Raw genomic sequence first — 22,006 nt, forward strand, 5'->3', positions numbered from 1 at the left:
CGATCGACCCGAGCACTCGGCATTGCGAGCGGCATATCTCGACGGCTCGGTGGTCGTAACGCCCAATCCCCATGTCCACGCGAAATTCGCCGACAAGCGCAATCTCACCCTGCTGTCCGACACAGCGCTGCTGCAGGAATGGGGTTTCGACCGGGCCATTGTCGATACACTTGTTGCCGGCATTCCGGCAACCGAACGGGTCGACGAAGCTTCCGCCGAGCGGCTTTGGGCCGGCCGCAGGCAATTCTTCTTCAAGGCGGCCGGGGGGTATGGGAGCAAAGCGGCCTATCGTGGCGACAAGCTGACGAAATCGGTGTGGGCCGAAATCCTGGAGAGCGACTATGTCGCCCAAGCCTATGTGCGGCCAAGCGAGCGGACCATCCGGCTGGATGGAGAGACGGTCAAGCGCAAGATCGACGTTCGTCTCTACACCTATGATGGGGAGCCGCTTGTTGCCGCAGCGCGACTATATCAGGGCCAAACCACCAATATGCGCACCGCCGGCGGCGGTTTCGCGCCTGTTCTGCTGATGGCCGCCGACGATTCGCCGCAGGACTGCGACAGGTGCGCCACCGGCGAGGCGTGAGCCGGACAGAAGAGCGAAACTGTTGTCCTGGAATTCGGGACGCGTCAGACTTCGCCAGACCGGATTGCAATAGCGAACCGGCGAAGCCGCGGCGCAGAGACGAGCATCCGTATTGTCCCGCATATCGATGGCGCCCGATCTCGCTTTAGCTCCCGTTATGAGAAACTTGAGATGAGCAGCGCGGCAAGCGACATCGATAAGACGAGCGGACGCGTCTGCGCGATCCGCGGTCCCGTGCTCGACGTGGAATTTGCCGCCGGCTCGCTCCCGCCAGTCAACGATGCGCTGTGCATCGCAACCCCAACGGGAATGCACATCGCCGAGGTGCAGAGCCATGTCGATGCGCGCACCGTCCGAGCGGTCGCACTCCAGACCACCAGCGGACTCGCGCGCGGCGTCCATGTCGAGGCCACCGGTGCAGCGATCATGGTACCGGTCGGCGATGCGGTTCTGGGCCGCCTGCTCGATGCCACCGGCGTCATCGGCGACGGTGGGGCGGCGCTTCCCGTGGACGTTCCGCTTCGCCCAATCCATCGCCAACCGCCGCCACTCGATGTCCAGAGCACAGCGACGACGATGTTCGAGACCGGGATCAAGGTGATCGATCTGCTTGCGCCCCTCGCGCAGGGCGGCAAAGCGGCGATGTTCGGCGGCGCCGGGGTTGGCAAGACCGTGCTGGTGATGGAACTGATCAACGCGATGGTCGCGCGCTACGAGGGCGTGTCGGTGTTTGCTGGCATCGGCGAGCGCTCGCGCGAAGGGCATGAACTGCTCACTGACATGCGCACTTCCGGCGTGATCGCGAAGACCGTGCTGGTCTTCGGACAGATGAACGAGCCACCGGGCGCGCGCTGGCGGGTCGGTCTGACCGCGCTTACCATCGCCGAATATTTTCGCGACGAGCAGAAACGCAATGTGCTGCTGTTGATGGATAATGTCTTCCGCTTCGTCCAGGCGGGCAGCGAAGTGTCGGGGCTCTTGGGGCGGATGCCGTCGCGGGTCGGCTATCAGCCGACGCTCGCGAGCGAAGTCGCGGCGCTCCAGGAGCGGATCGCCTCGGTCGCGGGCGCATCGGTTACGGCGATCGAAGCGGTTTATGTGCCCGCGGATGATTTCACCGATCCGGCCGTGACGGCGATCTCGGCGCATCTCGACAGCAATGTCCTCTTGTCACGCACGATGGCTGCGGAGGGCATGTACCCGGCGATCGACCCGCTTGCCTCCACCTCGATCCTGCTCGATCCGCTGGTCGTGGGCGAGGACCATTATGCGCTGGCCCAAAAGGTCCGCGAGACGATCGCTCACTATCGCGAGCTGCAGGATATCATCGCGCTGCTCGGCATGGAGGAGCTGGGACAGGAGGATCGGCTGATCGTTGGCCGTGCCCGCCGACTCCAGCGCTTCCTGACGCAGCCTTTTGTCGTAACGCAGGCTTTTACAGGCCAGCCCGGACGATCGGTGCCGCTCCACGTCACACTCGACGGCGTGCGCGCCATCCTCGGCGGCGAAACCGACGACTGGCCCGAAAGCGCCTTCTATATGGTCGGAGACCTGGAAGAGGCGCGCGGCAAGGTGGGACCCAAGCCATGAGGCTGCGCATCACTGAACCCACTGCGATCGTGGTCGACCGGGAGGTCGCCGCGATCCGCGCCGAGGATGCGACGGGCAGCTTTGGCATCCTGAACGGCCACGCCGATTTCCTGACCGCGCTCGATATCTCGGTCGTCTCCTGGCGCGAGACGGATGGGCGCGCTGGCTACTGCGCGGTGCGCAACGGCATTCTGACGGTGAGTGGCGGCAAGGAGGTCGAGATCGCGACGCGCGAGGCGCATGTCGGCGACGATCTCGACGAACTCGAGACGGTAGTGCTTAGGGGTTACCGCGAGCGTGGCGATGCCGAACGCAGCGGCCGCACCGCCGCGACGCGGCTGCGCATGCGCGCGATCCGGCGCATGGTCGAGGCTCTGCAGGGCGGGCCGGCGGAGATCGGTCTATGACCGAGGATCTGCCACCCGAGCAGGAACGGCTCGTGGACGCCGTCAAACAGCGCGCCGAACGCCGACGCAGGGCGCGGGGATTGCCCTCCTTTGCGCGCAATTTCGGCCAGATTGGTGTGCTTGGCTGGCAGGTCGTCGTGCCGGCGCTGATCGCGCTCGCGATTGGCCGCTGGCTCGACCATCGGCTGTCCAGCGGTATCTTCTGGACCGCGCCGCTGCTGATCCTGGGCGTGAGCCTCGGCTGCTGGTCGGCCTGGAAGTGGATCGGGCGGCAATGACGCCCTGGGCGGTCCTCCTGTTTCTGCTGCTCGGCGCCGCTGCCGGAACAGCACATTACCTCGCTATCGCGAAGGATGCTGACCTGCTCGTCCATGGCGGATCGATTATGCTGTCGCTCGGCCTGCGGCTCGGTCGGATGCTTCTGACGCTCGGCGTGCTGCTCGTTGCCGCAAGGCAGGGCTGGCCGGACCTACTTGCGGCCGCGGCCGGGTTCATGGCGGCGCGACAGGTCGTCCTTCACCGACTGGGAGCGGTGTCGTGAAGATCGCCTCCCCGCTCGAAAGCCATATCCTCTTCACGATCGGACCGGTTCCGATCAGCCAGCCGGTCGTCACGACCTGGGGCATCATGGCGGTGCTGACGATCGGCTGTTGGTTTCTGACCCGGCGGCTCGGCCTTCGTCCCACCAGGACCCAGGCAGCGCTGGAACTGGTGGTCGATGTGACCGCGCGCCAGATTCGCGAGACGATGGAGGCGGAACCTCAGCCCTATCTGCCTTTGATCGGGACGCTCTTCATCTTCCTGCTCGTCGCAAACTGGTCATCGCTTTTGCCGGGCGTCGAACCGCCTACGGCGGCCCTCGAAACTGACGCGGCGCTGGCCTTGATCGTGTTCGGCGCGACGCTCTGGTTCGGTGTCCGGGCGCTTGGCGCGCGCGGTTATCTGCGCAGTTTCGCGCAGCCGTCGATCCTGCTCGCGCCGCTCAATCTCGTTGAGCTGTTCACCCGCAGCTTCTCCCTGATGGTGCGCCTGTTCGGCAATGTCATGAGCGGCGTGTTCATGATCGGCGTCGTGCTGAGCCTTGCAGGGTTGCTCGTACCGATCCCGCTGATGGCGCTCGAGATGCTGACCGGAGCCGTCCAGGCCTACATCTTCGGTGCGCTCGCCATGGTCTTTATCGGCAGCGCCATCAGCGAAACGAACCCATCCCCGAAAGCGCCGAACCACGAGGTCTCTTCATGAACTGGATCCACATCGTCAGCATCCTCGGCGCGGCGTTCGCCATCGCCATCGGCGCGATCGCGCCGGCACTCGCTCAGGGCAAGGCGGTCGCCGCAGCGATGGATGCGATCGCCCGCCAGCCAGAGGCGGCGAACACCGTCTCGCGCACCCTGTTCGTGGGCTTGGCCATGATCGAGACGATGGCGATCTATTGTCTCGTGATCGCGCTGCTGCTGCTCTTCGCAAATCCCTTCGCCTGACATGCGTATCGACTGGTGGACGCTGGCGCTGCAGGCGATCAACGTCGTCATTCTCGTTTGGCTGCTCGCACGCTTCCTGTTTCGTCCGGTGATGGGGGCTATCGCCGCGCGCCAGACTGCTACGGACCAACTTCTCGCCGATGCGGAGACTGCAAAGACAGCTGCGCTCAAGCTGGAAGCGGATCTCAAGGCGCAAACCGACGCCTTCGCCGCCGATGGAGACGCACGCCGGACAGCTTTGCTGGCCAGCATAGAGGCCGAACGCAGCCGCCTCCTTGATGCGGCCAGGACCGAGACCGATGCAAAAGCGAAGCTGGCGCTTGCTTCTGTCGAGGATGCGCAAAAGGGCATGGCGACACAGCTGGAGGAAAAAGCGGCCGTGCTCGCGGGGCAGATGGCGTCCGCGTTGCTGCACCGGCTACCGGCCGGGGGCACCACAGATATGATGTTCGCTGCCCTGCTCGAACGGATCGAACGCCTGCCGGTCGAGGAACGCCGGGCCCTGGCCGGTGACACTCCTCTCGCCATCGTGACGCCGGCCGCGCTCGATGGGGAGGCCCAAGCGCGGTGCGTGCAAAAGCTCGCAGAGGCGCTGCCGGGGCTAGCAGCACCGAACTTCACCGTCGATCCCGCGCTGATTGCCGGGTTCGAGCTCCATGGACCGCACATGCTCGTCCGCAACAGCTGGCGAGCCGATCTCGACACGCAGCTGGCGGCACTCAAGGAGGACGATCATGCCGGGCTCCGCGGATGAATGGCTTGCCCGGGCCGCGACGTGCGTGGCCGCGGCGGAAATCGGCGCACAGGTCCGCCAGATCGGCCGCGTCGAATCAATCGGCGATGGCGTAGCGCTGGTCTCGGGTTTGGCGGAGGCACGGCTCGACGAATTGCTGCAGTTTGCCGGAGGTCAGGCGGGCTTCGTACAAACGCTCGACCGCGATCGCATCGGCTGCGTGATGCTTGAGGATGCTGACAGCATCGAGGCGGGGGACATCGTCTCGGGCACCGGCGCAGTGGTGCGCACGCTGGTGGGGCGAGGACTGCTCGGCCGTATCGTCGATCCACTCGGCCGACCACTCGATGGCGGGGCGGCGATCATCGCCGAGCGGTTCGAGCCGGTGGAGCGTCCCGCGCCGTCGATCATCGATCGCGACCTCGTCGTTCAGCCGGTGCAGACCGGGATATTGGTCATCGACGCGATGTTCGCGCTCGGCCGCGGCCAGCGCGAGTTGATCCTGGGCGACCGCGCGACCGGCAAGACCGCGCTCGCCGTCGATGCGATCATCAACCAGCGGTCGAGCGACATGATATGCATCTATGTCGCGATCGGCCAGAAATCCTCCAGTGTCGCGCGCGTGATCGATCAGGTGCGCCGCCATGGCGCGCCGGAACGCTGCATCTTCGTGGTCGCGAGCCCGGCTTCCGCACCGGGGTTGCAATGGATCGCGCCGTTTGCCGCGTTCACCATGGCGGAATATTTCCGCGATCAGGGCGGTCATGCGCTCGTCGTGCTCGACGACCTCACCAGGCATGCCGCCACGCACCGCGAGATCGCGCTGCTGACCGGCCAGCCGCCGGGACGCGAAGCCTATCCGGGCGACGTTTTCTACCTCCATTCGCGGCTGCTGGAGCGCGCCGCCCGGATGTCGCCCGAAAAGGGCGGCGGCTCGCTCACGGCGCTGCCGATCGCGGAGACCGATGCCGGCAATGTCAGCGCCTATATCCCGACCAACCTGATCTCGATCACCGACGGGCAGATCGTGCTCGACACCCGGTTGTTCGCCGAAGGCCACAAACCCGCGGTCGATGTCGGCACCAGCGTCAGCCGCGTAGGCGGCAAGACGCAGGCTCGGGCGTTGCGGGATGCGAGCGGCACGATGCGGCTCGACTATGCCCAGTTCCTCGAACTCGAGATGTTCACCCGCTTCGGCGAGCAGCCAGAGCCGCGCGTGAAGGCCCAGATCGAGCGTGGGAGGCGGCTGCGCGCATTGCTCTCCCAGCCGCGCTTCCAGCCTCTGCGGGTTGTGGATCAGGTGGCGCTGGCAATCGCGCTCACCGAGGGCCTCTTGGATGCCGTGGCGATCCCCGACATCGCTGCGATCCGCGCGGCGCTGCCGTTATGGCTCGATGCCAATGCGTCCGCTCTCGTGGGGCAGGTCGAGGATAAGGGGACAATGGATGCGACGTTGCGCGCCGCATTGTTGGCGGCCGTAAAGCGGATGATCGCCAGCTCCAGCGCTGGCGCCGCGACATGAGCGATCGTCTGGCCGATGTCGGGCGACGGATCGCCACGGTGCGGCAACTCGGTGCGGTGGTCAACGCGATGCGCGGCATCGCCGGCGCCCGTGCCCAGCAGGGCCGCGCGTTGTTGCCCGCGATCCGCGCCTATGCCGCGACGGCGGGTCATGCGATAGGGAAGGCGCGGCAGCTACAGACAGGATCTTCGGCACCGCCGCTGAACACCGCAAAGGGCAAGACAGGTCTTATCGTCTTCGGCGCAGAGCAGGGCTTCGCGGGCGCCTTTCCAGAGCAGATCTTGAACGCCGCTGCGAGCGATTCCCAAGCGGCGCACATCTTCCTCGTCGGCGATCGTGCCGCCGCGCTCGCTGCCGAGCGGACACTGCCCGTTGCCTGGGCCACCAGTCTTCCCAGTCGCGCCGCTGCGTTTGCCGATATGGCAACCGAGCTGCTTGGCGCCCTTTACGACTATGTGGCCGTGGCCGGCGCGGTCCCGGTCGCAATGATCTATCCGGTGTGGACGGCAGGGCATGGTGCATCGGTCGTCCGCCGCAGTCTTTTGCCGCTCGATCCCGATATGTTTCCGCCGGAGCCAGTTGGGTCGATACCCCTGATCAATCTGCCGGCAGGCGAACTCGTCGAGCGCTTGGCCCAGGAATATGTCTTCGCCCAGTTGTGCGAAGCGGCCACCGAGGCCTTCGCCGCTGAAAACGAGGCTCGCATGGCGACGATGGCGGCCGCGAAAACCAATATCGACGCCAGACTCCAGGCGCTTGAACGCGAGGAACGGCTGACGCGTCAGGAGGAAATCACCGCCGAAGTGGTTGAGCTGGCGGCCGGGGCACGCGCGCACGGCCGAACCAGGACGGTATCGGAGTAGGGGGCTGAGCTGACGCCGGAAGCGACGGGATTGCCTGGCATAAGTGTGCGTCACTGCCATCGTCGTGATGCCTCAGTTCGCTGATCGCGTCGTAGATATAGACGAGCAGGGTGCATTGCGGCCCGCGTTGCCCGCGACTTCACGCATGACCACGCGGATACCAATGTGGTCTGGCGTGCGTTCACGCCGGACCGTCTTGGGATCGACACCAATCAGCACACAGGCCCGGCGCTGGGAAATCTGGTAGCCTCCCAGCACCTTGAGCACAGCGTCTGGCCGCTGGCCTGATGTCGTCAGGCTTTTCCCAGCAGATTCCTTGAGGATGACGTTGTCGAGCATGCTGTCAGCGCGTACTCATACGAGTGCTCGTATGAGTAGTCAGATCGAAGTTGCCGACCGGGTATCCGGTCGACGGCGGTGGAGCGTCGAGCAGAAGCTGGCGATCCTGCGCGATGCGTTTGGTCTGGATGGATCGGCCCCGGGGGTGACAGGCTACGCCGATCGACGCGCCCGCCAACCGGCAATGGTCATCCCACCTAGCTGTTCGCCGGATCGAAGGCTGGCGGCGATGCTGGGTGCCATTGGTATCGACATCCTCATCGATGGACTGGTGCTCGGGCTGGCGTTTGTTGCGGGCGCCAAGGCGGGCCTCTTGCTGACGATCGCGCTCACGCTCGAGGTGCTGTTCCTCGGACTGACGGTGACAGCCGAACTCGGGGAGACGGTCCGCTCAAGGCGCAAGGTGATCGCCATAACCGCCGCACTGGCACTGCTGCTTCCCGTCGGGGCGCTGGTCGCGACCCCGGTTGCGGCCTTTCCGCCGATCGTGATTGCGGGCTTCCTGAGTTTCGGACTCATGGCCCTGCTGTATCTGGTCACCGAGGAACTGTTGGTCGAGGCTCATGAGCGGCCCGACAGCCCGCTGATCAGCGCCATGTTCTTTGTCGGCTTCCTGGGCTTGCTGCTCATCGAGGAGATTATCGGTTAGGGCGATCCGCCGGAAAATCATCACGCTCGCACGCCATTCCGCGGGCGTGCGGGTTCAAGATGCCGACGCCGCATGTAGCCTGACCAACTTGGCCCGTAGTTATGAGGACTGCGTGCCTGCTGCGCTCAAACCTCGAATTACCACGCAATTCATGTACGATCTGGGAGGCAGAAGCTCTCGGTCGACGCAGGCACCCTGACCGCCTGTCACGTTGTATCGAGGAATAGCAGCAGCTATGTTGTTGAGATTGACTCGCAAGTTGGAGCGCGTGCCAGATTGGGAGATCGACCACGCGCTGACGCCGCTGGTCGCGCTACCCTGGAGGATGGACGTTCCCTTGCCCAATGAGCTCACAATATCGCGGCTCTGTTGCACTGGTCGGGATCTCGCGATCGACGAGCTTTGGGGCGCCCATCGCAGGAGCGGGGTCCATGCCGGACGGCCAACGAGGCGGCTATGCCGAGGGAGCCCGTGAAGGATAGTGGCGCTTTACCTTTTCGCGGGCAGCGCGGCGCTTCTGAACGGCGGGGCCTTGCGGTTTCCGGCGGCTCATCCCGTTCCGAGCCCATTGCGGACGAGACTCTCGAGCGTCTGCTTGCCCTGCTGGAGACAGAATATGATTTGCTGCTCGTCAGGCTCAGCGGCGCGTTGCGATCGCCAGATGCCGCGGCGGAGGCGCTCCATGACGCCTATCTCAAGCTCGAGAGGGGCCCGGCCGTCGGAGAGATCAGAAATCCGCTCTCCTATCTCTATCGAATGGCAATCAATCTCGCGAAGAACCGGCGACGTCATGAAATGCTGTTCACGCCTGCCGATGCCGCCGCAGTCGTCGATCTCACCGACGACGCGCCGGATCCCGAGCGTGCGGCAACCGCAAGGCTTGCGCTGGCGCGGGTGCTTGACGCGCTCGAGACCCTGCCGGCCCAGAGGCGCGACATCTTCCTGGCCGCCTGGCGAGACGAGAAAACGCAGGCCGAGATTGCCGCCAAATTCGGGCTCCACAAGCGTACCGTCCAGAAGGAACTAGCACGCGCAGAACGGCACCTGCGGACCGCTCTTTGCGGCGAGTCTTCCTGCGACTCTGCATCCGCCACCACCACACCACGGTAGTGCCGGAGCAAACTGACCGCTGACCGCAGCGCGCCGACGATGTGCAGGATTCGAGTCCTGGCGACCAGCGACTCCGCAAATACCTCTGCCTCCAAGAAATATTTGCAGCCGGAGGACCGCCTTTTCGTCTCGCCAAGTGTCAGGGACGACAGGGAGTATAGGGTCCTCACGCCGTGTCCTGACACGGACGCCCTTTCCAGGCGTCAATGTCCCACGCGTGGCGACTATTGGGATCGGCGATCAGACCGCGTTCCGCGTCCGTAGCCTGCCCATTGTCCCTCCGGGGGTCGCGATGGCGGCAAGGCGCGGTTGAAGGCCGGCGAGTATCCCAACGCGCGCGTTTCGCGGCGGGGCGAGTGCGCGCCGTCTCTTCTGGCACAGACGGGAAGGCGCGAGCGCCGGACGGCCTATTCGCCCGCAGGGCCTCGCCTGGCGTCGTGGCAGGAGCGGCTGGCGAAGGAAACCATGAGCGCGAAGCTCGGGGAAACGATTGCGATCTCCGACCTCGCGCGCGCTTGCCGGCTGTCGATGAGCTATTTCGTCCGGGCTTTCACCAACACGGTCGGGATCGCGCCGTACACCTGGTTTATCGGACAGAGGATTGTTCTCGCCAAGGACCTTCTGGCACAATCGCATTACCCGCTGGCAGAGATCGCTCTCGAATGCGGATTTGTCGATCAAAGCCATTTCACCAACACCTTTGTCCGGCGAGTTGGGACAACGCCGCTTCAGTGGCGACGAGCGGCATGGGGCGATCGATCATTGCCAAGATGCACCCGTTCGAAATAGCATCGGCTACCAAAGGCGGCTGCCTCGGCCGCGACGTTTTTCCATCACAAAGGAAGCTCATGAACGACACGACCGACAGCACGCTCGATCTTCTCGCGCTCACGGCTGACATTGTTTCGGCGCACGTCGCCAACAACAGCGTCGCGGTCGGTGATCTTCCGGTTCTCATTGCCAATGTCCACGGCTCGCTCGCCGGCCTCGGCGCTGGGCCGGTACCAGTAGCGGAGGAACAGCAGAAGCCTGCGGTTTCCGTCCGCACATCGATCAAGCCGGACTTCATCGTCTGCCTTGAGGATGGAAAGAAGCTGAAGATGCTCAAGCGGCATCTCATGACCCATTATCAGCTGACGCCCGATGCCTATCGAGCGAAGTGGAAGCTTCCTGCGGATTATCCGATGGTCGCGCCGAACTATGCCGAGCAGCGCAGGAGCCTTGCCAAGAAGATCGGTTTGGGCCGGAAAGGGCGGGGGACGGGGCCGCTCCCTGCGCCAGTTACGCCAGCGCCCAAGCGGCGCGGTCGGAAACCCAAGGCGACCGCATCCTGATCTCGGACCGAGGCTGGTAGCAGCATTACGGAAACTTCCAGAATTCGGGGTTTAACCAAGGAGAGAGCCCTTCGGGTGAGGTTCAGGATCAAATGCTCGCGACTGGTGTCGACCCTTCTTCGCCGCTCAGCGGCCAAATTTCGCTCCCAATTAGCGGACATCTCATTGCCGCGCTCGGGCCGGTCATCATGTCCGCTTTGTCGGACACCGCGTAATTGATTTAGCCACCCTCCTGGATGGTACGAAGTCGCCTTGGCGCTTCAATGCAGGAGGGTGACTGATGGCGATCTATGCGGGTTTGGATGTGAGTGACAAGACCACCCACGTGTGCGTGGTGTCGGACGATGGCGCGATTCAGAAGCGTGACGTTGTTGCCAGCGATCCGGTTGTTCTGGCCAAGTGGCTCGGCAAGCACTGCCCTGACCTGGTTCGTGTGGTTCTGGAGACGGGCCCTCTATCTACGTTCTTGTATCATGGTCTGACCGAGCGGGGAATTCCGGTCGAGTGCATCTGCGCCCGTCATGCCAAAGGCGTGCTGGCGGCTCGCGTGAACAAGAGTGATGTGCACGACGCGGAGGGGCTGGCGCAACTTGCCCGTACAGGCTGGTTCAAGCGCGTACATATGAAGGCTTCAGCGACGCACATCGATCGGGCTGCGCTGCGCATCCGCGCGCAACTAATCACAACCCGAGTGGCGATGGGCAACCAACTGCGCGGCCTCCTGAAGCTGTTCGGGCTACGCCTTGGGGCCGCCCGCACACCAGGTAAGCGGCGAGAGCGGCTCAGCGCCTTGTACCAGCAACGACCAGATCTCGAACCGCTGTTTGCGCCGCTCGTAGCATCGATAGAGGTTATCGAAGAGCAACTTCGTGCTTCTAACCGGCTACTGGAAAGCCGGGCTGCCGAAGACGCTGTTTGCAGCCGGCTGATGAGCGTTCCCGGGGTCGGCCCGATCACTGCGCTGACATTCGCGGCCAGCATCGAGGATCCGCGTCGTTTTGCACGAAGCGAGGATGTCGGTGCCTATGCCGGGCTGGTCCCACGACGTAGCCAGTCAGGCGAACGCGACGTCCGGGGCAACATCTCCAAGGCGGGCGATCCGATGCTGCGCCGATCGCTATACGAGGCCGCGAACATCATGTTGTGCCGCGTGCAACGCCCATTCGCGCTCCAGCAATGGGGCCAGCGCATCGCAGAATCGAAAGGTAACAAGCGTGCCAGGATTGCGGTTGCCCGCAAACTGGCCGTGTTGCTCCATTCGCTTTGGCTGAACGAGACGGAGTTCCGCTGGGCATGACGCCAGCGCCCTTCTTCCCGGTCAGCCATGCCAGGGTGATCTCGCCCGGACTGTAGAGGACACAACCTCGAGTTGGACCCAGAGACACCCACCCTTTTCGCCCGGCCGCGATCATGAAGGCTCGGACATAGTGTTACCAAACGCCGTCCGATGACCTCGAAGACAACCATTGGCACCGGGAAAAGGAATGCCCATGAAGAAATTAATTAGACAACATTCCGGATAGTCCGCTCACCGCGATGCTGTAAAATCCTATGCGCACCGCAGTGCGCTCGCTAAGTCTATCCTCAAGTAAAATCGGGGCAAAAGGCGAGGCATGAAAATATCTCTGGTCAACGCGGCATCGACGGCGCGCAAACTTTCAGCGCTCATCCGCAAGCATGACAGTATTTCGATTGCGGTTGCCTGGGGCGGCCTCACGGAAGTCGCCGAGACGCTCCTTGCCCATAGCGAGAAGTTCGAGTCCGTTCTCCTGGGTGTCGACTTCTCTGCAACCGAGGCCGCGCTCGTCGATTGCCTCGTTGATGTTCCCAACGCCTATGTCGCGAAGAACCGGCCGGGTTGCTTCCATCCTAAGATCTTTTACTTCGAGACGGGGGACAAGGCGGAGGCGATCGTCGGCAGTGCCAACTTCACCAAGGGCGGGCTGGGCCCGAATTTCGAGGCCGGCGTCCATGCGAAGGGAGCGACCGACAATCCTTTCTTCGTGCAGGTCCGCAGCCAGATCAAAGCCTACGCGCCGCTCCGCCTCACCATCACGCCAGAGCTTGCCGAGAGCTACAGGCGCCAGGCCAAGGCGGCTGCAGGCAAGCCGAGGCCGAAGAGCCCGATCCTGCCGGACGATCGCAAAGAGTGGGCACGGGTCAACTCGCCGCTCGCCAGGATGGAATGGCCCGAATTCGTGAAACTCGCCCGTCGCGATGAATATCATGACTTCGAGAAGCGCATGAAACTCGTGCGGGCCATCCAGCAGATCTTCTCGCGCACCTCCTCCTTCGCGAAGGTCTCGGCTGCCGAGGCCAAGGGCATCGCCGGGGTGCTCGGCAAGAATGAGGCCGAGGCAGAGGGTCTGGCCGATCTCGACTGGGGCTGGTTCGGCTCGATGGGCGGCGCTGGCACCTTTGCCGAGCTGATCGGTCTCGAAGACGGCGCACTTGCCGCCGCGCTCGATGCCATCCCGCGCCGTGGTGACGTGACCGAGGCCCAGTTCAACGACTATGTCGCGGCCTTCACGGCCGCCTTTTCGAAATCCTCGCGAGTGGCGCGGCTGGCACCGGCCACCCGGTTGCTCGCCATGAAGCGACCCGATGTCTTCGTCTGCGTGAACGGTGGCAACACCCCGGGCCTCGCCGAGGCGCTCTCCTTCGCGCCGACGACGATCAAGCTCGAAAACTATTGGGGCCGCGTGATCGAGTCCATCAGACAGGCGCCCTGGTACACGGCCGAGCGGCCCACCGGGCGCGACACCGAGCTCTGGGACGCGCGCGTCGCCATGCTCGACGCCATCTATTATCGGCCGACCAACTAGGCCGTAGACTCATAAGCGCGGAGCCACAGCCGCATTGAGGCGAGCTGGATCATAGCGAGGAAGTTGGCTGCGAGCTTGTCGTAACGAGTGGCGACGCGACGGAAGTGCTTCAGCTTGGAGAAGAACCGCTCGATCAGGTTTCGCTCACGATAGAGCCGCTTGCTGAAGCAGGGCTTCCACTTGCGGTTGCTCTTTGGCGGGATGTTAGGCGTTGCACCCTGGTGCTGGATCAGTTCGCGGATGCGGTCGGCGTCGTAGGCCTTGTCCGCCAGGACGATCGTGCGCGGGCCGAGATGGTCGAGAAGGCGGTCGGCGATCTGTCCATCATGCGTCTGCCCTGCGGTCAGGCCGAGCCGGATCGGGAGCCCTTGCGCATCGACGACGACGTGGATTTTGGTCGTGAGCCCGCCTCGGCTGCGACCGAGACAATGATCTGGACCCCCTTTTTTGCCGTCGCAGCCTGCTGGTGCGCCCGGATGGAAGTGCTGTCGATCATCTGGATGGCGCCGTCGTGCGCGGCGCTGATGGCGTCCATCAGCCGGTCCCACACACCTGCCTGCCGCCATCGGTTGAAGCGGTTGTAGCAGGTGGTGCGAGGGCCATAGCGCTCCGGCAGGTCGCGCCACGGTGCGCCCGATCGCAGCACCCAGAAGATGCCGTTCAGCACCCGGCGGTCATCGACGCGCGGCACACCTCGCGGTTTGTTAGGCAGCAGCGGCTCGATCACGCGCCACTCGAAGTCGGTCAGGTCATATCGGCTCATACCGATGTTGAATCAGAACCGGGCCAAGAAGAAAAGCTCAAGCGCGTGTTGCCGCTGTATGCGCACCGCCCTTATGATATCAAGATGACAGACCCGGAGCAGGTTGCGAACGATGCATGGCAGACCGCCTTCCATGAAGCGGCCTACCGCTTCTCGGTAGCGCTGAAGGAACTGCATAAAACCAATCCTTGGCCAGAAACTCAGGTCTTGGCCCCAGCCATTAATCTGCTTGCAACCGAGCTATGGGACCGGTGCTTTAGCCTGACCGAGATCACCTCCGCCCTGAAGGACGCAGCCGCCGATCTCCCTCGTTATGCGGCCGGCGAAGAGGTCCGACCCTGACCCCCGTTTATGGGTTCACGGCCTAATGAGTGGCGTTCCCGAAACCGGGAGCGGGCTGGCGCGCTGGTTCGGCAGCTTTGCTGACCTGAGCCTTGCCGACCAGCGTGCGGGCGCCGAACTCGTCAAAGCAGGCGGCGCCATTCAGGGCAGCGTCGAGGACATCCTGCCGAGGCTTCGTCGGACCAGAATGATGGCCCTACTGCGCGAAGGCGAGGGGGGCCGCATCGTTGGCGCCGGCGCTCTCAAGACACCGCTGCGGCACTATCGCCAGGGCCGGTTCGCCAACGCCGGTGCATCGATCGCCGGCTTCGAGGAGGCGCCCGAGCTTGGATATGTCGTCGTGCATAGCGATCGGCGCGGCCAGATGCTCTCTGGTGATCTCGTCGAGGCGATTTCCGCGGCAATCCATGAACCCGCTTTCGCCACGACCGACAGCAACACCATGCGCAACAACCTTGAACGGTCGGGCTTCCTGAGGGTCGGGACAGACTGGCAGGGCAGCAAGGGCACCCTATCGCTGTGGGTCATTGATCCGGGCCGCAGCCAATCCTTGTAATTTCTCCGGAAACTCCGTACTTTCCGGATAGGAGAATCGCCATGCCCCATTCTGTCAGTTCCGTTGAGGCCTCGAAGTCGTTCGGCCGCATCAGCCGCCAGGCGCTCGAAGCCCCTCTCACCATCACGCATCACGGCCATGACAGCCTGGTCCTCATGTCGCACGCTGAATATCAGCGGCTCAAGAGCCGCGATCGCGAGGTCATGACCCTCAGCGACTTCACCGATGACGACCGCGCCGCCGTCGCCGCCGCGCGCGTACCGTCCGAGGCCGCCCAGTTCGATGACGAGACCCGGGATCACTGATGCCGCTTCCAGTCCCGGTACCTGGTCTCGTGATTCGTTACTCGTTTCTCTGGAGCCATGAAGCCAAGGCTGGCGTCGAAGACGGCAGCAAGGACCGGCCGTGCGCCGTCCTGCTCACCACGACGACCAGGGACGGCCAGCAGATCGTCACTGCGCTCCCGATCACCCACACGCCGCCGGCTGACGACCGCTTTGCGGTGGAGATCCCGACGCGCACCAAGACGCGCCTCGGGCTCGATGATTCACGCTCGTGGATCGTCCTGACCGAAGCCAACCGATTCCAGTGGCCCGGGCCCGACCTGCGGCCAGTGCCCGGCGACAAGGATGGCGCTGTGGCCTACGGTATGTTGCCCGCGAGCCTCTACGATCTCGTGCGCACCAAATGGCTTGCGGCCTATGACGCGGGCCGCGCTGGCCAGATCAAGCGCACGTCCTGAGCCCCGGCGCATCCTCCAGGACAGACTATCGCCATGACAAGTTCGCCACCTCCTCCGCACGCATCGCTGACTCAACCCTTCAGCCGGCTCGCCAGGGTTTACCGGCCGAAGAGGATCGGCCGGAACGATCCGTGCTGGTGCGGAGCGCCCAAGAAATTCAAGGCCTGCCATGACGGGCGCGAGCATATGCCGCTCTTCAATCACCATCAGGCGGCCGCTCTCTACATGAAGGAGCTGCAGCGTCGCTACTGCTCCCATGCCAACGCCTTGGGCCAGCCCTGCGGCGGCCAGATCGTGAAGGCGCACACCGTCCAGAAGAGCGGCGGCCTGGAAGCCATCGCGCGCGACAGCCATGTCTATTCGCTGATCACAACCATGCCCGACCTGGAGAAGAACGGGGGCAAGCTCGTGCCTCGCCTTGTCGGCATCGGTCAGGCCTCGGTCTTCCCCGGCTTCTGCGCTGAGCATGATCGCGACCTCTTCCTGCCCATCGAAGGCAAAAACTGCACTATCGGCCCGGCGGAAGCGTTGCTCTTTACCTATCGGGCGGCCTACTTTGAGGCCTATTTCAAGCGGGCGCAGCTCGCCGCATCTGACGTCTTCTTCCGGCTCGACGAAGGCTCACCGATCGAAGAGCACGAGATGGTTCAGAATATGGCCCGCAACTTTCAGCATAGCGCGCGAAGCAGCGAAGCGAGGACGCGTGCGCGAAAGGAAGCCTATGATGCGCGCCTGGCCGCGCAGGACTTCACTGGCTTCGCCTATTCCTGGACCCGCTTCGACAAGCTCCTCCCGATCGCCTGCTGCGGCGCATTCCTCCCGGACAATGATCTCGACGGCACGCCCCTGCAGCGGCTCGCCCACGGGTCCGACCCGTTCGAACAGGTGACGCTCAACGTCACCTCCTTCGCCGGACAATCGGTCATCATCTTCGGGTGGACCGGCGCCGACACAGGGCCTGCCGCCCGTTTCGTGCAGTCATTCGATGCGCTGGACGACGATCTCAAGGCGGCGGCCGCGACCCGGCTCGCCCTCGAATATCTCGAGAACAGCTACATCACACCCGACTGGTGGGAAGCACTCTCGGGCGCCGACAAGCGCGGACTCATTCGCCATGACGCGGTCCGCAACGTCTACCAGCGGCCGCCGGCGGTCTCGCTCGGTCTGCGGCTGCCAATCGCTTCCCTCAGTGCAACCGTCATAGCCAAAAGTAGCCGGGCCGCAGGCACCGTCTGAGCTGGCAGGCGGTGGCTGTCGGCTCGCCGTGCGCGCTCTATACCGGAGATTGGCCGGAGATAGGTCTCTGAAGTGACTTCTCGATCTCGTTCGCACCATCTGGCCGTCAGCGATCCATCAATGGCGTCCTGCATTTCTCGGCATGCAGTCCATCGATATCCATGTTCTCGACCTTGGTTTGGCGATCGAATATCAGGGCCTGCCGTATATGAGCCGGTCGCGCTGTTCGGCGGGCAGGAGGGTTTCGATCTCACCCGCGCGCGCGATGAGAAGAAGCGCGTTCTCCTTGCCCGCCATGGGGTGCGGCTGCTCGAATGGCTGTTCAACGTGCCGATTGCTAGAACCGAGCTGATCGGGCAGCTCGCGGCGATTGGGATCCTAATTCCCGACTAGACGGCCAGCTACTCTATGATGCTCACCATGGAGCCTGAGGAGGACGTCAAACCCTACCACAAGCGGCAGATTATTGCGCTCCCGCGCGATCGCTGGGCCGACTGGCTCAATCCCGCGTCCCAGCAAGCGAAGCGTTGCGCGTCATACTCAAGGGCAGGCTGAACGTGTCGCAGATCTATCCACCGCCCGAACTCCAGCCATCGCTGACCTGAGGCCTAGCGGCCGTGACACCGTTTGTATTTCTGTCCTGAGCCGCAAGGGCAGCGCTCATTCCGGCCAATCTTCTTGCGTGGCTCAACGGACGGCGTTGCGCCCCTCCGCTGGTCGAACAGCGCTTGGAGCGGCGGGGGAATATCGACACGACGCTGGGGAGGCCCTCCATAGCGCCGGACATCACTGATGATCTGCTTCTGGTCCTGAAAGGCGGCGCGATGGTTGGGATCCATCGCTTCCTCATAGGGACGAAGGCGCTCGACCTCATTTGCAGCCGCCTGATGGTCGCCGCAGTAGGCCAGTACCACCGCATAGAGCGCTCGAAGTTCGAGCACGTCGGAGGTGAGGCCGATGGCCTGGATGACCGGGAAGATATTGCGTTCGATGGTGTACCGGGCGGACTCGAAGTCATTCACCCAAACAAGTTCGTCGACCAGGTCCATCCCGACGCGAACGAAGGATGAGTATGCCTGCGCTAGCTCGTAGAATTTCATCGCATGAATGCGCGCCATGGTGGAGCGCTGGCTCTTCCGGCCGGCTGCCTGCGCGAGGAGATCGAGCGTGTCAGCCAGATGTTTCAGCTGATCGGTATTATCACGGCCCTTGGGAAGGAGCGGCCGCAGCTGCGGTGGATTACGGCCCATGACATCCGCTGGTGTTAACCCCAGCGCGTCGTAATATTCTTCCACCAACTTGCCCGCTTCGGCGACAGCTGTCGTGTTGTCTCCCAGCTTGAAAAAGGCGAGAGCCCGATTGTAGCGGAATACGCGCATATGCTCGGCCTTGGCGGGCACCCGGCCTTCGACGAGCCCAAGCATTTCCTGAACCCCGGCGGCATCGCCGACCATGGACATGAGCAGCATGCGCTTCATGCCCCAGGCAAGCCACTCATCCTCACCGAGATCATGCTCGTCGAGAAGAGCCTTCATCGCATCGATACGGGTCTCGCCTGGCTCGAATTGCCCTGTGCGAAGATCGTTGAAGACAAGGCCGTCGAGCGCCCAAAGCCGGATTTCGGCTTCACCATCGACATCGGCGGCGATCGCCAGCAGGTAGGGTTCAATCTCAGGCCAGACGCCCATTTCATGAAAAAGCTCGTCAGTAGCGAACTCGACCAGGATCCTCGCATCCCCCAGTTGGCCGAACAGACGAATGAGAAGGCCGAGCTTTCCGATGCTCCAGTCCTGCCGGATTGAGCGAATGATGATGCCGCGAAGAACCTCCTGCACCTTCTTCTCAAGGTCAGGACCGCGCGCCGCCAGCTCGGCTTTGCCGAGCATCCTCACAGCGTCGTGGATCTTGAGGCCCGTCATGCCAAATAGCTCGAGCGTCCCGGTAGAGGGCAGCGCTCGCAGGCGGGCAGCTGCACCCTTCGCATCAAGACCACACGTCTCTTGCAGCAGCTGGGTCCCCTCGTCCTTGGAGAGGGCGACATCGGCAACGCTCAGTAGGGCAATGGCTTCGCGCGCGTCGGCGGGGAGACCCTCGAACGCCCTTTTCAGAATGATTTCCTGCGCCGTTTCGACGATGTGTGTCTGTGCTTCCACATCCTCGCAGAAGGCGCGGATCGCTCCGCCATAGTCACGCGCGGCGACGGTTGCCGCGTTGAGGACATAGAAGGGCAGGCCGCCCGTCAGCCGCGAAAGGCGCTCACAGTCCGCGAAATTCGCAAGGCAGCCAGCGTCGTGCGCGGCCGCTGCAATCGTATCCTCATCCCAGCCGTTGAGCGCTTCGGCCTGGATATTGAATCTGGCCTCAAGCGCAGCGACCCCTGGGCCAGGCTGACAGAGGAGCAGCAGACGCAAGTGCGGCGCCCGGCTGACGATCGCCTCAATGTCAGAGGCAGGGATGCGATGGGCGTTGTCGATGACAACGTCGGCATGCAGGCCCTCCTGGCCGAGCGTGACGCTCAAGGTCCCCAGCATGTCGAGACCACTGGCGCCCGGTAGCAATATCTCACCGAGCTTGCCGCTCGAACGCCCGTACATCCTCCCGGCGACCTCACGCGCGACTGCAGAGGCAAGCGCGGCACCGGGCATCTCGACGACATCAATATAGGTGACAGGAAGGGGGGCGTGCTGCGCGGCTTCTGCGAGCCAGGCTGTCTTGCCGGCACCAGAAAGCCCCGCGATGATGCGGACTGGCTTCTCTGCCAGCAGCGCTGGCTCGTTCATCTGCGCGCGGTAGACTGGTGGGGGTGCCGGCAACTCCTGCATCTGAACGACAAGCTGCTCGAACAGGCCGGGCAGCTCTGCCCTTGAGAAGCTGTGATCCTTGCGTGGTGGCGATCCGGCCGATGCGAGCATGACGAGGCTCGCCAGCTTCCAGGTCAGTGTCTCGGGCCGTAGCAGCGCGAACGGGAGCTGGCCCGCGAGCTCCGAGCAAACCGAGAGCGCGTCGGCGAGATCGCGTGGCGGACGGGGCAAGCAAGGCAGCGTCCGCTCTGGACCGTCGGGCCAGTGCAACTCGACATCTTCCGGCCAATCGGACGAGGCAATCTGCTTTTCCAAGGGGCCGTTCGGCGCAGCATTGGAAGCGATCACGAAACTCGGGATGCCGGGACGAGCTCCCTTGCGATGCTCCTCCCTGATGTCCTCGAAACGCTCGAGTGCGCCCGAAATGTCGCCCGCAGCGAGTTTACCGTTACGCGTCTTGATCTGAACATAGATCCGGCGGTCGGGCAGAACGATCTCAATGTCCTCGTCGCCTTCGACGACGATCCGTTGCACCTCGCCTGCTCCCGCGAGCAGCAGGCATGCCGCGCCATACAGGTGCTGATAGAGAAAGCCGCGATGGACTGCCTCGATCCGAATGAGCTGCTTTTCGTCGATGACCGAAATGCCATAAACGGGGGAAATTTCGCCGCTGGAAGTCGCGGCCTCTGAGTCTTCGGCCAAACGAACCTCGTGATCGAACAGATGGTCAGCGGAGAGTAGCGCAAGACCCCGATCATGTCACGATCCCACGGGAATGTTACGCCTCAGTTCCATTTTCTAACCTTTTTTCACAGCTATTCATCTTCTCTCGGGTCTTCGCGCTGGCGACCAGTTCGCCGCGGCTTTTCGTCGGCTGCCCTTCAAAGCCTCCTTTCAATCCTACTTCGCACAGCAAAGGAGAACGCCGTAAATGGGCTAGACCGACACCTTGCGATATCCGTCGCCGCGCACAAAACCGGCCGCCAGGCACCACTCACGCGTGAGGCCGGCACCAGTGTTGTTCGAATAGGCGCTGGCGTTTGACCGGAATCGCAAAAATGATGGCCATGAGGCGGGGCAGGGGTGGTTGGTCTTGACGTGGACCATCGCCTTTTCGCCGTTCCGGATGTCCGTTATCGGCTTTACCGAATAATATTCACCCCAATCATTGGTTTCCTCAAGCACAAGATGCGTGACGGTGTGGCGGCTTGAGGAGCGTCGATCCGCGACGAGTTTCGCGGCCGCAAGATGGTCCTCTCTGCGGTTCCAGTGTCGGAAATAGACGTTCGAGGCGCAGCCGAGGACCTGCAAGGCGTTGAGCGCTGCGATATCGACAGGCTTCGCTGCGTCGATCCAGTGCTCGCGCCCATCGTAGCTGTAGACGGCTCCGTCATATAGGATCGCGCAAAGCTGCGAGTTCAGCGGCAAGACGAAGATCGCGCCGGCCGATTTCACTCCGAAGCTGTTCGATGCCTTGTGCCGGCGTTGGAGATGCAGTCGGTTGGTCAGGATCGCAGGGTTGTCCGACGTGACGAAGGGCATGTCCGTGTGATTGCGGACCAGGCAAAGCTTCAGGTCATCGACGATCTTCATGGTGTCATTGAAGTGCAGCATCGCTGCCTGCACGGCCGCCAACATAGCCTCTCGCATCGGTGGCATCGAGATGTCGGAGCCCGGTACGTCCTGCAGCGCCAGAACCATTTCGCTAGCGGCTCGTGAAGCGGCTTCAGTCCTAAGATACTGGAGATAGGCAAAGCGCTTCAGCACGATGTTTACCCGGCCATCGACGGTTGGGTGGCCATCCTCAAGAAGCCGGACCGCTTCGCCATAATGGTTCTCGACGAAATTTATCGCGCTCTCGAGCTTTGGGTCTTTCCCGTAGAAATAATCGCTCGAACACTGGTTTTTGACCGGGGCATTCGGGATCGGCTTCATCTGGCGCAGATTAATCAGACTGATCGCCAGATTCTCACCGTCGAGGCTGAACGGCCGCAGATGAACCTTCGGTACGAAATGCTGATTCTTGTTGAACGCCATTTTCCCGCCCGCCGCTATTTCAGAGTGATATGGGCAGCACGGCGTGGGTATCCAAGCTCACCCTTGGCACCTCAACGAAGAGCGAAGGGC

At 63.2% G+C, this 22,006-nt stretch carries 22 protein-coding genes and 3 pseudogenes; 21 read left to right on the top strand and 4 right to left on the bottom strand.

Going from position 1 to position 22,006, the window contains the following annotated elements; genetic code table 11:
• From D0Z70_RS20350 to D0Z70_RS20395, 10 genes and pseudogenes are all read left to right on the top strand, one after another.
• Window positions 1–586, top strand: a pseudogene (locus tag D0Z70_RS20350) (hypothetical protein); the annotation flags it as partial.
• A 171-nt stretch (window positions 587–757) separates the two neighbouring features.
• Window positions 758–2,176, top strand: coding sequence for a F0F1 ATP synthase subunit beta (gene atpD / locus D0Z70_RS20355; RefSeq protein WP_119749657.1), 1,419 nt, complete (start codon window positions 758–760; stop codon window positions 2,174–2,176).
• Window positions 2,173–2,583 carry a F0F1 ATP synthase subunit epsilon gene (locus tag D0Z70_RS20360; protein WP_119749659.1) on the top strand — a complete coding sequence of 137 codons (411 nt, stop codon included), beginning with the start codon at window positions 2,173–2,175 and terminating at the stop codon, window positions 2,581–2,583. Before atpD ends, D0Z70_RS20360 begins: the two co-directional genes overlap by 4 nt.
• Complete coding sequence (locus D0Z70_RS20365) at window positions 2,580–2,861, top strand: AtpZ/AtpI family protein (protein ID WP_119749661.1); 282 nt, start codon at window positions 2,580–2,582, stop codon at window positions 2,859–2,861. Before D0Z70_RS20360 ends, D0Z70_RS20365 begins: the two co-directional genes overlap by 4 nt.
• On the top strand, window positions 2,858–3,124 hold the full coding sequence (locus D0Z70_RS20370) for an N-ATPase subunit AtpR (RefSeq protein WP_119749663.1): 267 nt from the start codon (window positions 2,858–2,860) through the stop codon (window positions 3,122–3,124). The genes D0Z70_RS20365 and D0Z70_RS20370 overlap by 4 nt, the downstream gene beginning before the upstream one ends.
• Complete coding sequence (locus D0Z70_RS20375) at window positions 3,121–3,825, top strand: F0F1 ATP synthase subunit A (protein ID WP_119749665.1); 705 nt, start codon at window positions 3,121–3,123, stop codon at window positions 3,823–3,825. The genes D0Z70_RS20370 and D0Z70_RS20375 overlap by 4 nt, the downstream gene beginning before the upstream one ends.
• Complete coding sequence (locus D0Z70_RS20380; RefSeq protein ID WP_010405656.1) at window positions 3,822–4,064, top strand: F0F1 ATP synthase subunit C; 243 nt, start codon at window positions 3,822–3,824, stop codon at window positions 4,062–4,064. Before D0Z70_RS20375 ends, D0Z70_RS20380 begins: the two co-directional genes overlap by 4 nt.
• Window position 4,065: 1 nt before the next feature.
• Window positions 4,066–4,818: a F0F1 ATP synthase subunit B gene (locus D0Z70_RS20385; protein WP_119749667.1), complete on the top strand. Its 753-nt coding sequence runs from the start codon at window positions 4,066–4,068 to the stop codon at window positions 4,816–4,818.
• Window positions 4,799–6,319: a F0F1 ATP synthase subunit alpha gene (locus D0Z70_RS20390; RefSeq protein ID WP_119749669.1), complete on the top strand. Its 1,521-nt coding sequence runs from the start codon at window positions 4,799–4,801 to the stop codon at window positions 6,317–6,319. Before D0Z70_RS20385 ends, D0Z70_RS20390 begins: the two co-directional genes overlap by 20 nt.
• Entirely contained in the window at window positions 6,316–7,182 is an 867-nt protein-coding gene (locus D0Z70_RS20395) for a F0F1 ATP synthase subunit gamma (protein ID WP_119749671.1), read from the top strand. Before D0Z70_RS20390 ends, D0Z70_RS20395 begins: the two co-directional genes overlap by 4 nt.
• A 132-nt stretch (window positions 7,183–7,314) precedes the next feature.
• Here the strand turns inward: D0Z70_RS20395 and D0Z70_RS20400 are convergent.
• Window positions 7,315–7,530, bottom strand: a pseudogene (locus D0Z70_RS20400) (IS3 family transposase); the annotation flags it as partial.
• Window positions 7,531–7,552: 22 nt separating this feature from the next.
• Here D0Z70_RS20400 and D0Z70_RS20405 point away from each other — a divergent pair.
• The 6 genes from D0Z70_RS20405 to D0Z70_RS20430 all read left to right on the top strand — a co-directional run bounded on the left by D0Z70_RS20405 (window position 7,553) and on the right by D0Z70_RS20430 (window position 13,439).
• Window positions 7,553–8,170 (top strand): ZIP family metal transporter, encoded by a 618-nt coding sequence (locus D0Z70_RS20405; protein WP_239019054.1) that lies wholly within the window; start codon window positions 7,553–7,555, stop codon window positions 8,168–8,170.
• A 471-nt stretch (window positions 8,171–8,641) separates the two neighbouring features.
• A complete protein-coding gene (locus D0Z70_RS20410; protein WP_119749752.1) occupies window positions 8,642–9,280 on the top strand; it encodes an RNA polymerase sigma factor in 639 nt (212 codons plus the stop codon).
• A 309-nt stretch (window positions 9,281–9,589) separates the two neighbouring features.
• The gene (locus D0Z70_RS20415) at window positions 9,590–10,069 is read left to right on the top strand and encodes a helix-turn-helix domain-containing protein (RefSeq protein ID WP_239019055.1); all 480 of its coding nucleotides are present in this window, start codon (window positions 9,590–9,592) and stop codon (window positions 10,067–10,069) included.
• Between the two features lie 59 nt (window positions 10,070–10,128).
• A complete protein-coding gene (locus tag D0Z70_RS20420; RefSeq protein WP_119749675.1) occupies window positions 10,129–10,614 on the top strand; it encodes a Ros/MucR family transcriptional regulator in 486 nt (161 codons plus the stop codon).
• Between the two features lie 280 nt (window positions 10,615–10,894).
• Window positions 10,895–11,911, top strand: coding sequence for an IS110 family RNA-guided transposase (locus tag D0Z70_RS20425; protein WP_119749677.1), 1,017 nt, complete (start codon window positions 10,895–10,897; stop codon window positions 11,909–11,911).
• A 316-nt stretch (window positions 11,912–12,227) separates the two neighbouring features.
• Entirely contained in the window at window positions 12,228–13,439 is a 1,212-nt protein-coding gene (locus D0Z70_RS20430; RefSeq protein WP_119749679.1) for a phospholipase D family protein, read from the top strand.
• A 77-nt stretch (window positions 13,440–13,516) separates the two neighbouring features.
• Here the strand turns inward: D0Z70_RS20430 and D0Z70_RS20435 are convergent.
• Window positions 13,517–14,202: pseudogene (locus D0Z70_RS20435) on the bottom strand (IS5 family transposase); the annotation flags it as partial.
• An 84-nt stretch (window positions 14,203–14,286) separates the two neighbouring features.
• Here D0Z70_RS20435 and D0Z70_RS20440 point away from each other — a divergent pair.
• Genes D0Z70_RS20440 through D0Z70_RS20460 form a run of 5 tightly spaced genes read left to right on the top strand, consistent with a single transcriptional unit; the run spans window position 14,287 to window position 17,078 of the window.
• Window positions 14,287–14,544, top strand: coding sequence for a hypothetical protein (locus D0Z70_RS20440; protein WP_147418805.1), 258 nt, complete (start codon window positions 14,287–14,289; stop codon window positions 14,542–14,544).
• Between the two features lie 25 nt (window positions 14,545–14,569).
• The gene (locus tag D0Z70_RS20445) at window positions 14,570–15,100 is read left to right on the top strand and encodes a hypothetical protein (protein ID WP_119749685.1); all 531 of its coding nucleotides are present in this window, start codon (window positions 14,570–14,572) and stop codon (window positions 15,098–15,100) included.
• Between the two features lie 41 nt (window positions 15,101–15,141).
• A complete protein-coding gene (locus D0Z70_RS20450) occupies window positions 15,142–15,405 on the top strand; it encodes a type II toxin-antitoxin system Phd/YefM family antitoxin (RefSeq protein ID WP_119749687.1) in 264 nt (87 codons plus the stop codon).
• Window positions 15,405–15,842, top strand: a complete 438-nt coding sequence (locus tag D0Z70_RS20455) for a hypothetical protein (protein WP_119749689.1) — start codon at window positions 15,405–15,407, stop codon at window positions 15,840–15,842. Before D0Z70_RS20450 ends, D0Z70_RS20455 begins: the two co-directional genes overlap by 1 nt.
• Window positions 15,843–15,875: 33 nt before the next feature.
• Window positions 15,876–17,078 (top strand): SEC-C domain-containing protein, encoded by a 1,203-nt coding sequence (locus D0Z70_RS20460; protein WP_119749691.1) that lies wholly within the window; start codon window positions 15,876–15,878, stop codon window positions 17,076–17,078.
• A 608-nt stretch (window positions 17,079–17,686) separates the two neighbouring features.
• Here the strand turns inward: D0Z70_RS20460 and D0Z70_RS25545 are convergent.
• A complete protein-coding gene (locus D0Z70_RS25545) occupies window positions 17,687–20,581 on the bottom strand; it encodes an SEC-C metal-binding domain-containing protein (protein WP_119749693.1) in 2,895 nt (964 codons plus the stop codon).
• Window positions 20,582–20,815: 234 nt separating this feature from the next.
• Window positions 20,816–21,916 (bottom strand): DUF4238 domain-containing protein, encoded by a 1,101-nt coding sequence (locus D0Z70_RS20470; RefSeq protein WP_119749695.1) that lies wholly within the window; start codon window positions 21,914–21,916, stop codon window positions 20,816–20,818.
• Window positions 21,917–22,006 lie beyond the last annotated feature (90 nt).

This window comes from Sphingobium terrigena (genome assembly GCF_003591655.1).
GTDB classification, from domain to species: Bacteria; Pseudomonadota; Alphaproteobacteria; order Sphingomonadales; family Sphingomonadaceae; genus Sphingobium; species Sphingobium terrigena.

Coding starts and splice junctions, on each gene's coding strand:
- atpD (WP_119749657.1), top strand. CDS start 758: ATGAGCAGCGCGGCAAGCGACATCGATAAGACGAGCGGACGCGTCTGC.
- D0Z70_RS20360 (WP_119749659.1), top strand. CDS start 2,173: ATGAGGCTGCGCATCACTGAACCCACTGCGATCGTGGTCGACCGGGAG.
- D0Z70_RS20365 (WP_119749661.1), top strand. CDS start 2,580: ATGACCGAGGATCTGCCACCCGAGCAGGAACGGCTCGTGGACGCCGTC.
- D0Z70_RS20370 (WP_119749663.1), top strand. CDS start 2,858: ATGACGCCCTGGGCGGTCCTCCTGTTTCTGCTGCTCGGCGCCGCTGCC.
- D0Z70_RS20380 (WP_010405656.1), top strand. CDS start 3,822: ATGAACTGGATCCACATCGTCAGCATCCTCGGCGCGGCGTTCGCCATC.
- D0Z70_RS20385 (WP_119749667.1), top strand. CDS start 4,066: ATGCGTATCGACTGGTGGACGCTGGCGCTGCAGGCGATCAACGTCGTC.
- D0Z70_RS20390 (WP_119749669.1), top strand. CDS start 4,799: ATGCCGGGCTCCGCGGATGAATGGCTTGCCCGGGCCGCGACGTGCGTG.
- D0Z70_RS20395 (WP_119749671.1), top strand. CDS start 6,316: ATGAGCGATCGTCTGGCCGATGTCGGGCGACGGATCGCCACGGTGCGG.
- D0Z70_RS20405 (WP_239019054.1), top strand. CDS start 7,553: ATGAGTAGTCAGATCGAAGTTGCCGACCGGGTATCCGGTCGACGGCGG.
- D0Z70_RS20420 (WP_119749675.1), top strand. CDS start 10,129: ATGAACGACACGACCGACAGCACGCTCGATCTTCTCGCGCTCACGGCT.
- D0Z70_RS20425 (WP_119749677.1), top strand. CDS start 10,895: ATGGCGATCTATGCGGGTTTGGATGTGAGTGACAAGACCACCCACGTG.
- D0Z70_RS20430 (WP_119749679.1), top strand. CDS start 12,228: ATGAAAATATCTCTGGTCAACGCGGCATCGACGGCGCGCAAACTTTCA.
- D0Z70_RS20440 (WP_147418805.1), top strand. CDS start 14,287: ATGACAGACCCGGAGCAGGTTGCGAACGATGCATGGCAGACCGCCTTC.
- D0Z70_RS20445 (WP_119749685.1), top strand. CDS start 14,570: ATGAGTGGCGTTCCCGAAACCGGGAGCGGGCTGGCGCGCTGGTTCGGC.
- D0Z70_RS20450 (WP_119749687.1), top strand. CDS start 15,142: ATGCCCCATTCTGTCAGTTCCGTTGAGGCCTCGAAGTCGTTCGGCCGC.
- D0Z70_RS20455 (WP_119749689.1), top strand. CDS start 15,405: ATGCCGCTTCCAGTCCCGGTACCTGGTCTCGTGATTCGTTACTCGTTT.
- D0Z70_RS20460 (WP_119749691.1), top strand. CDS start 15,876: ATGACAAGTTCGCCACCTCCTCCGCACGCATCGCTGACTCAACCCTTC.
- D0Z70_RS20470 (WP_119749695.1), bottom strand. CDS start 21,916: ATGGCGTTCAACAAGAATCAGCATTTCGTACCGAAGGTTCATCTGCGG.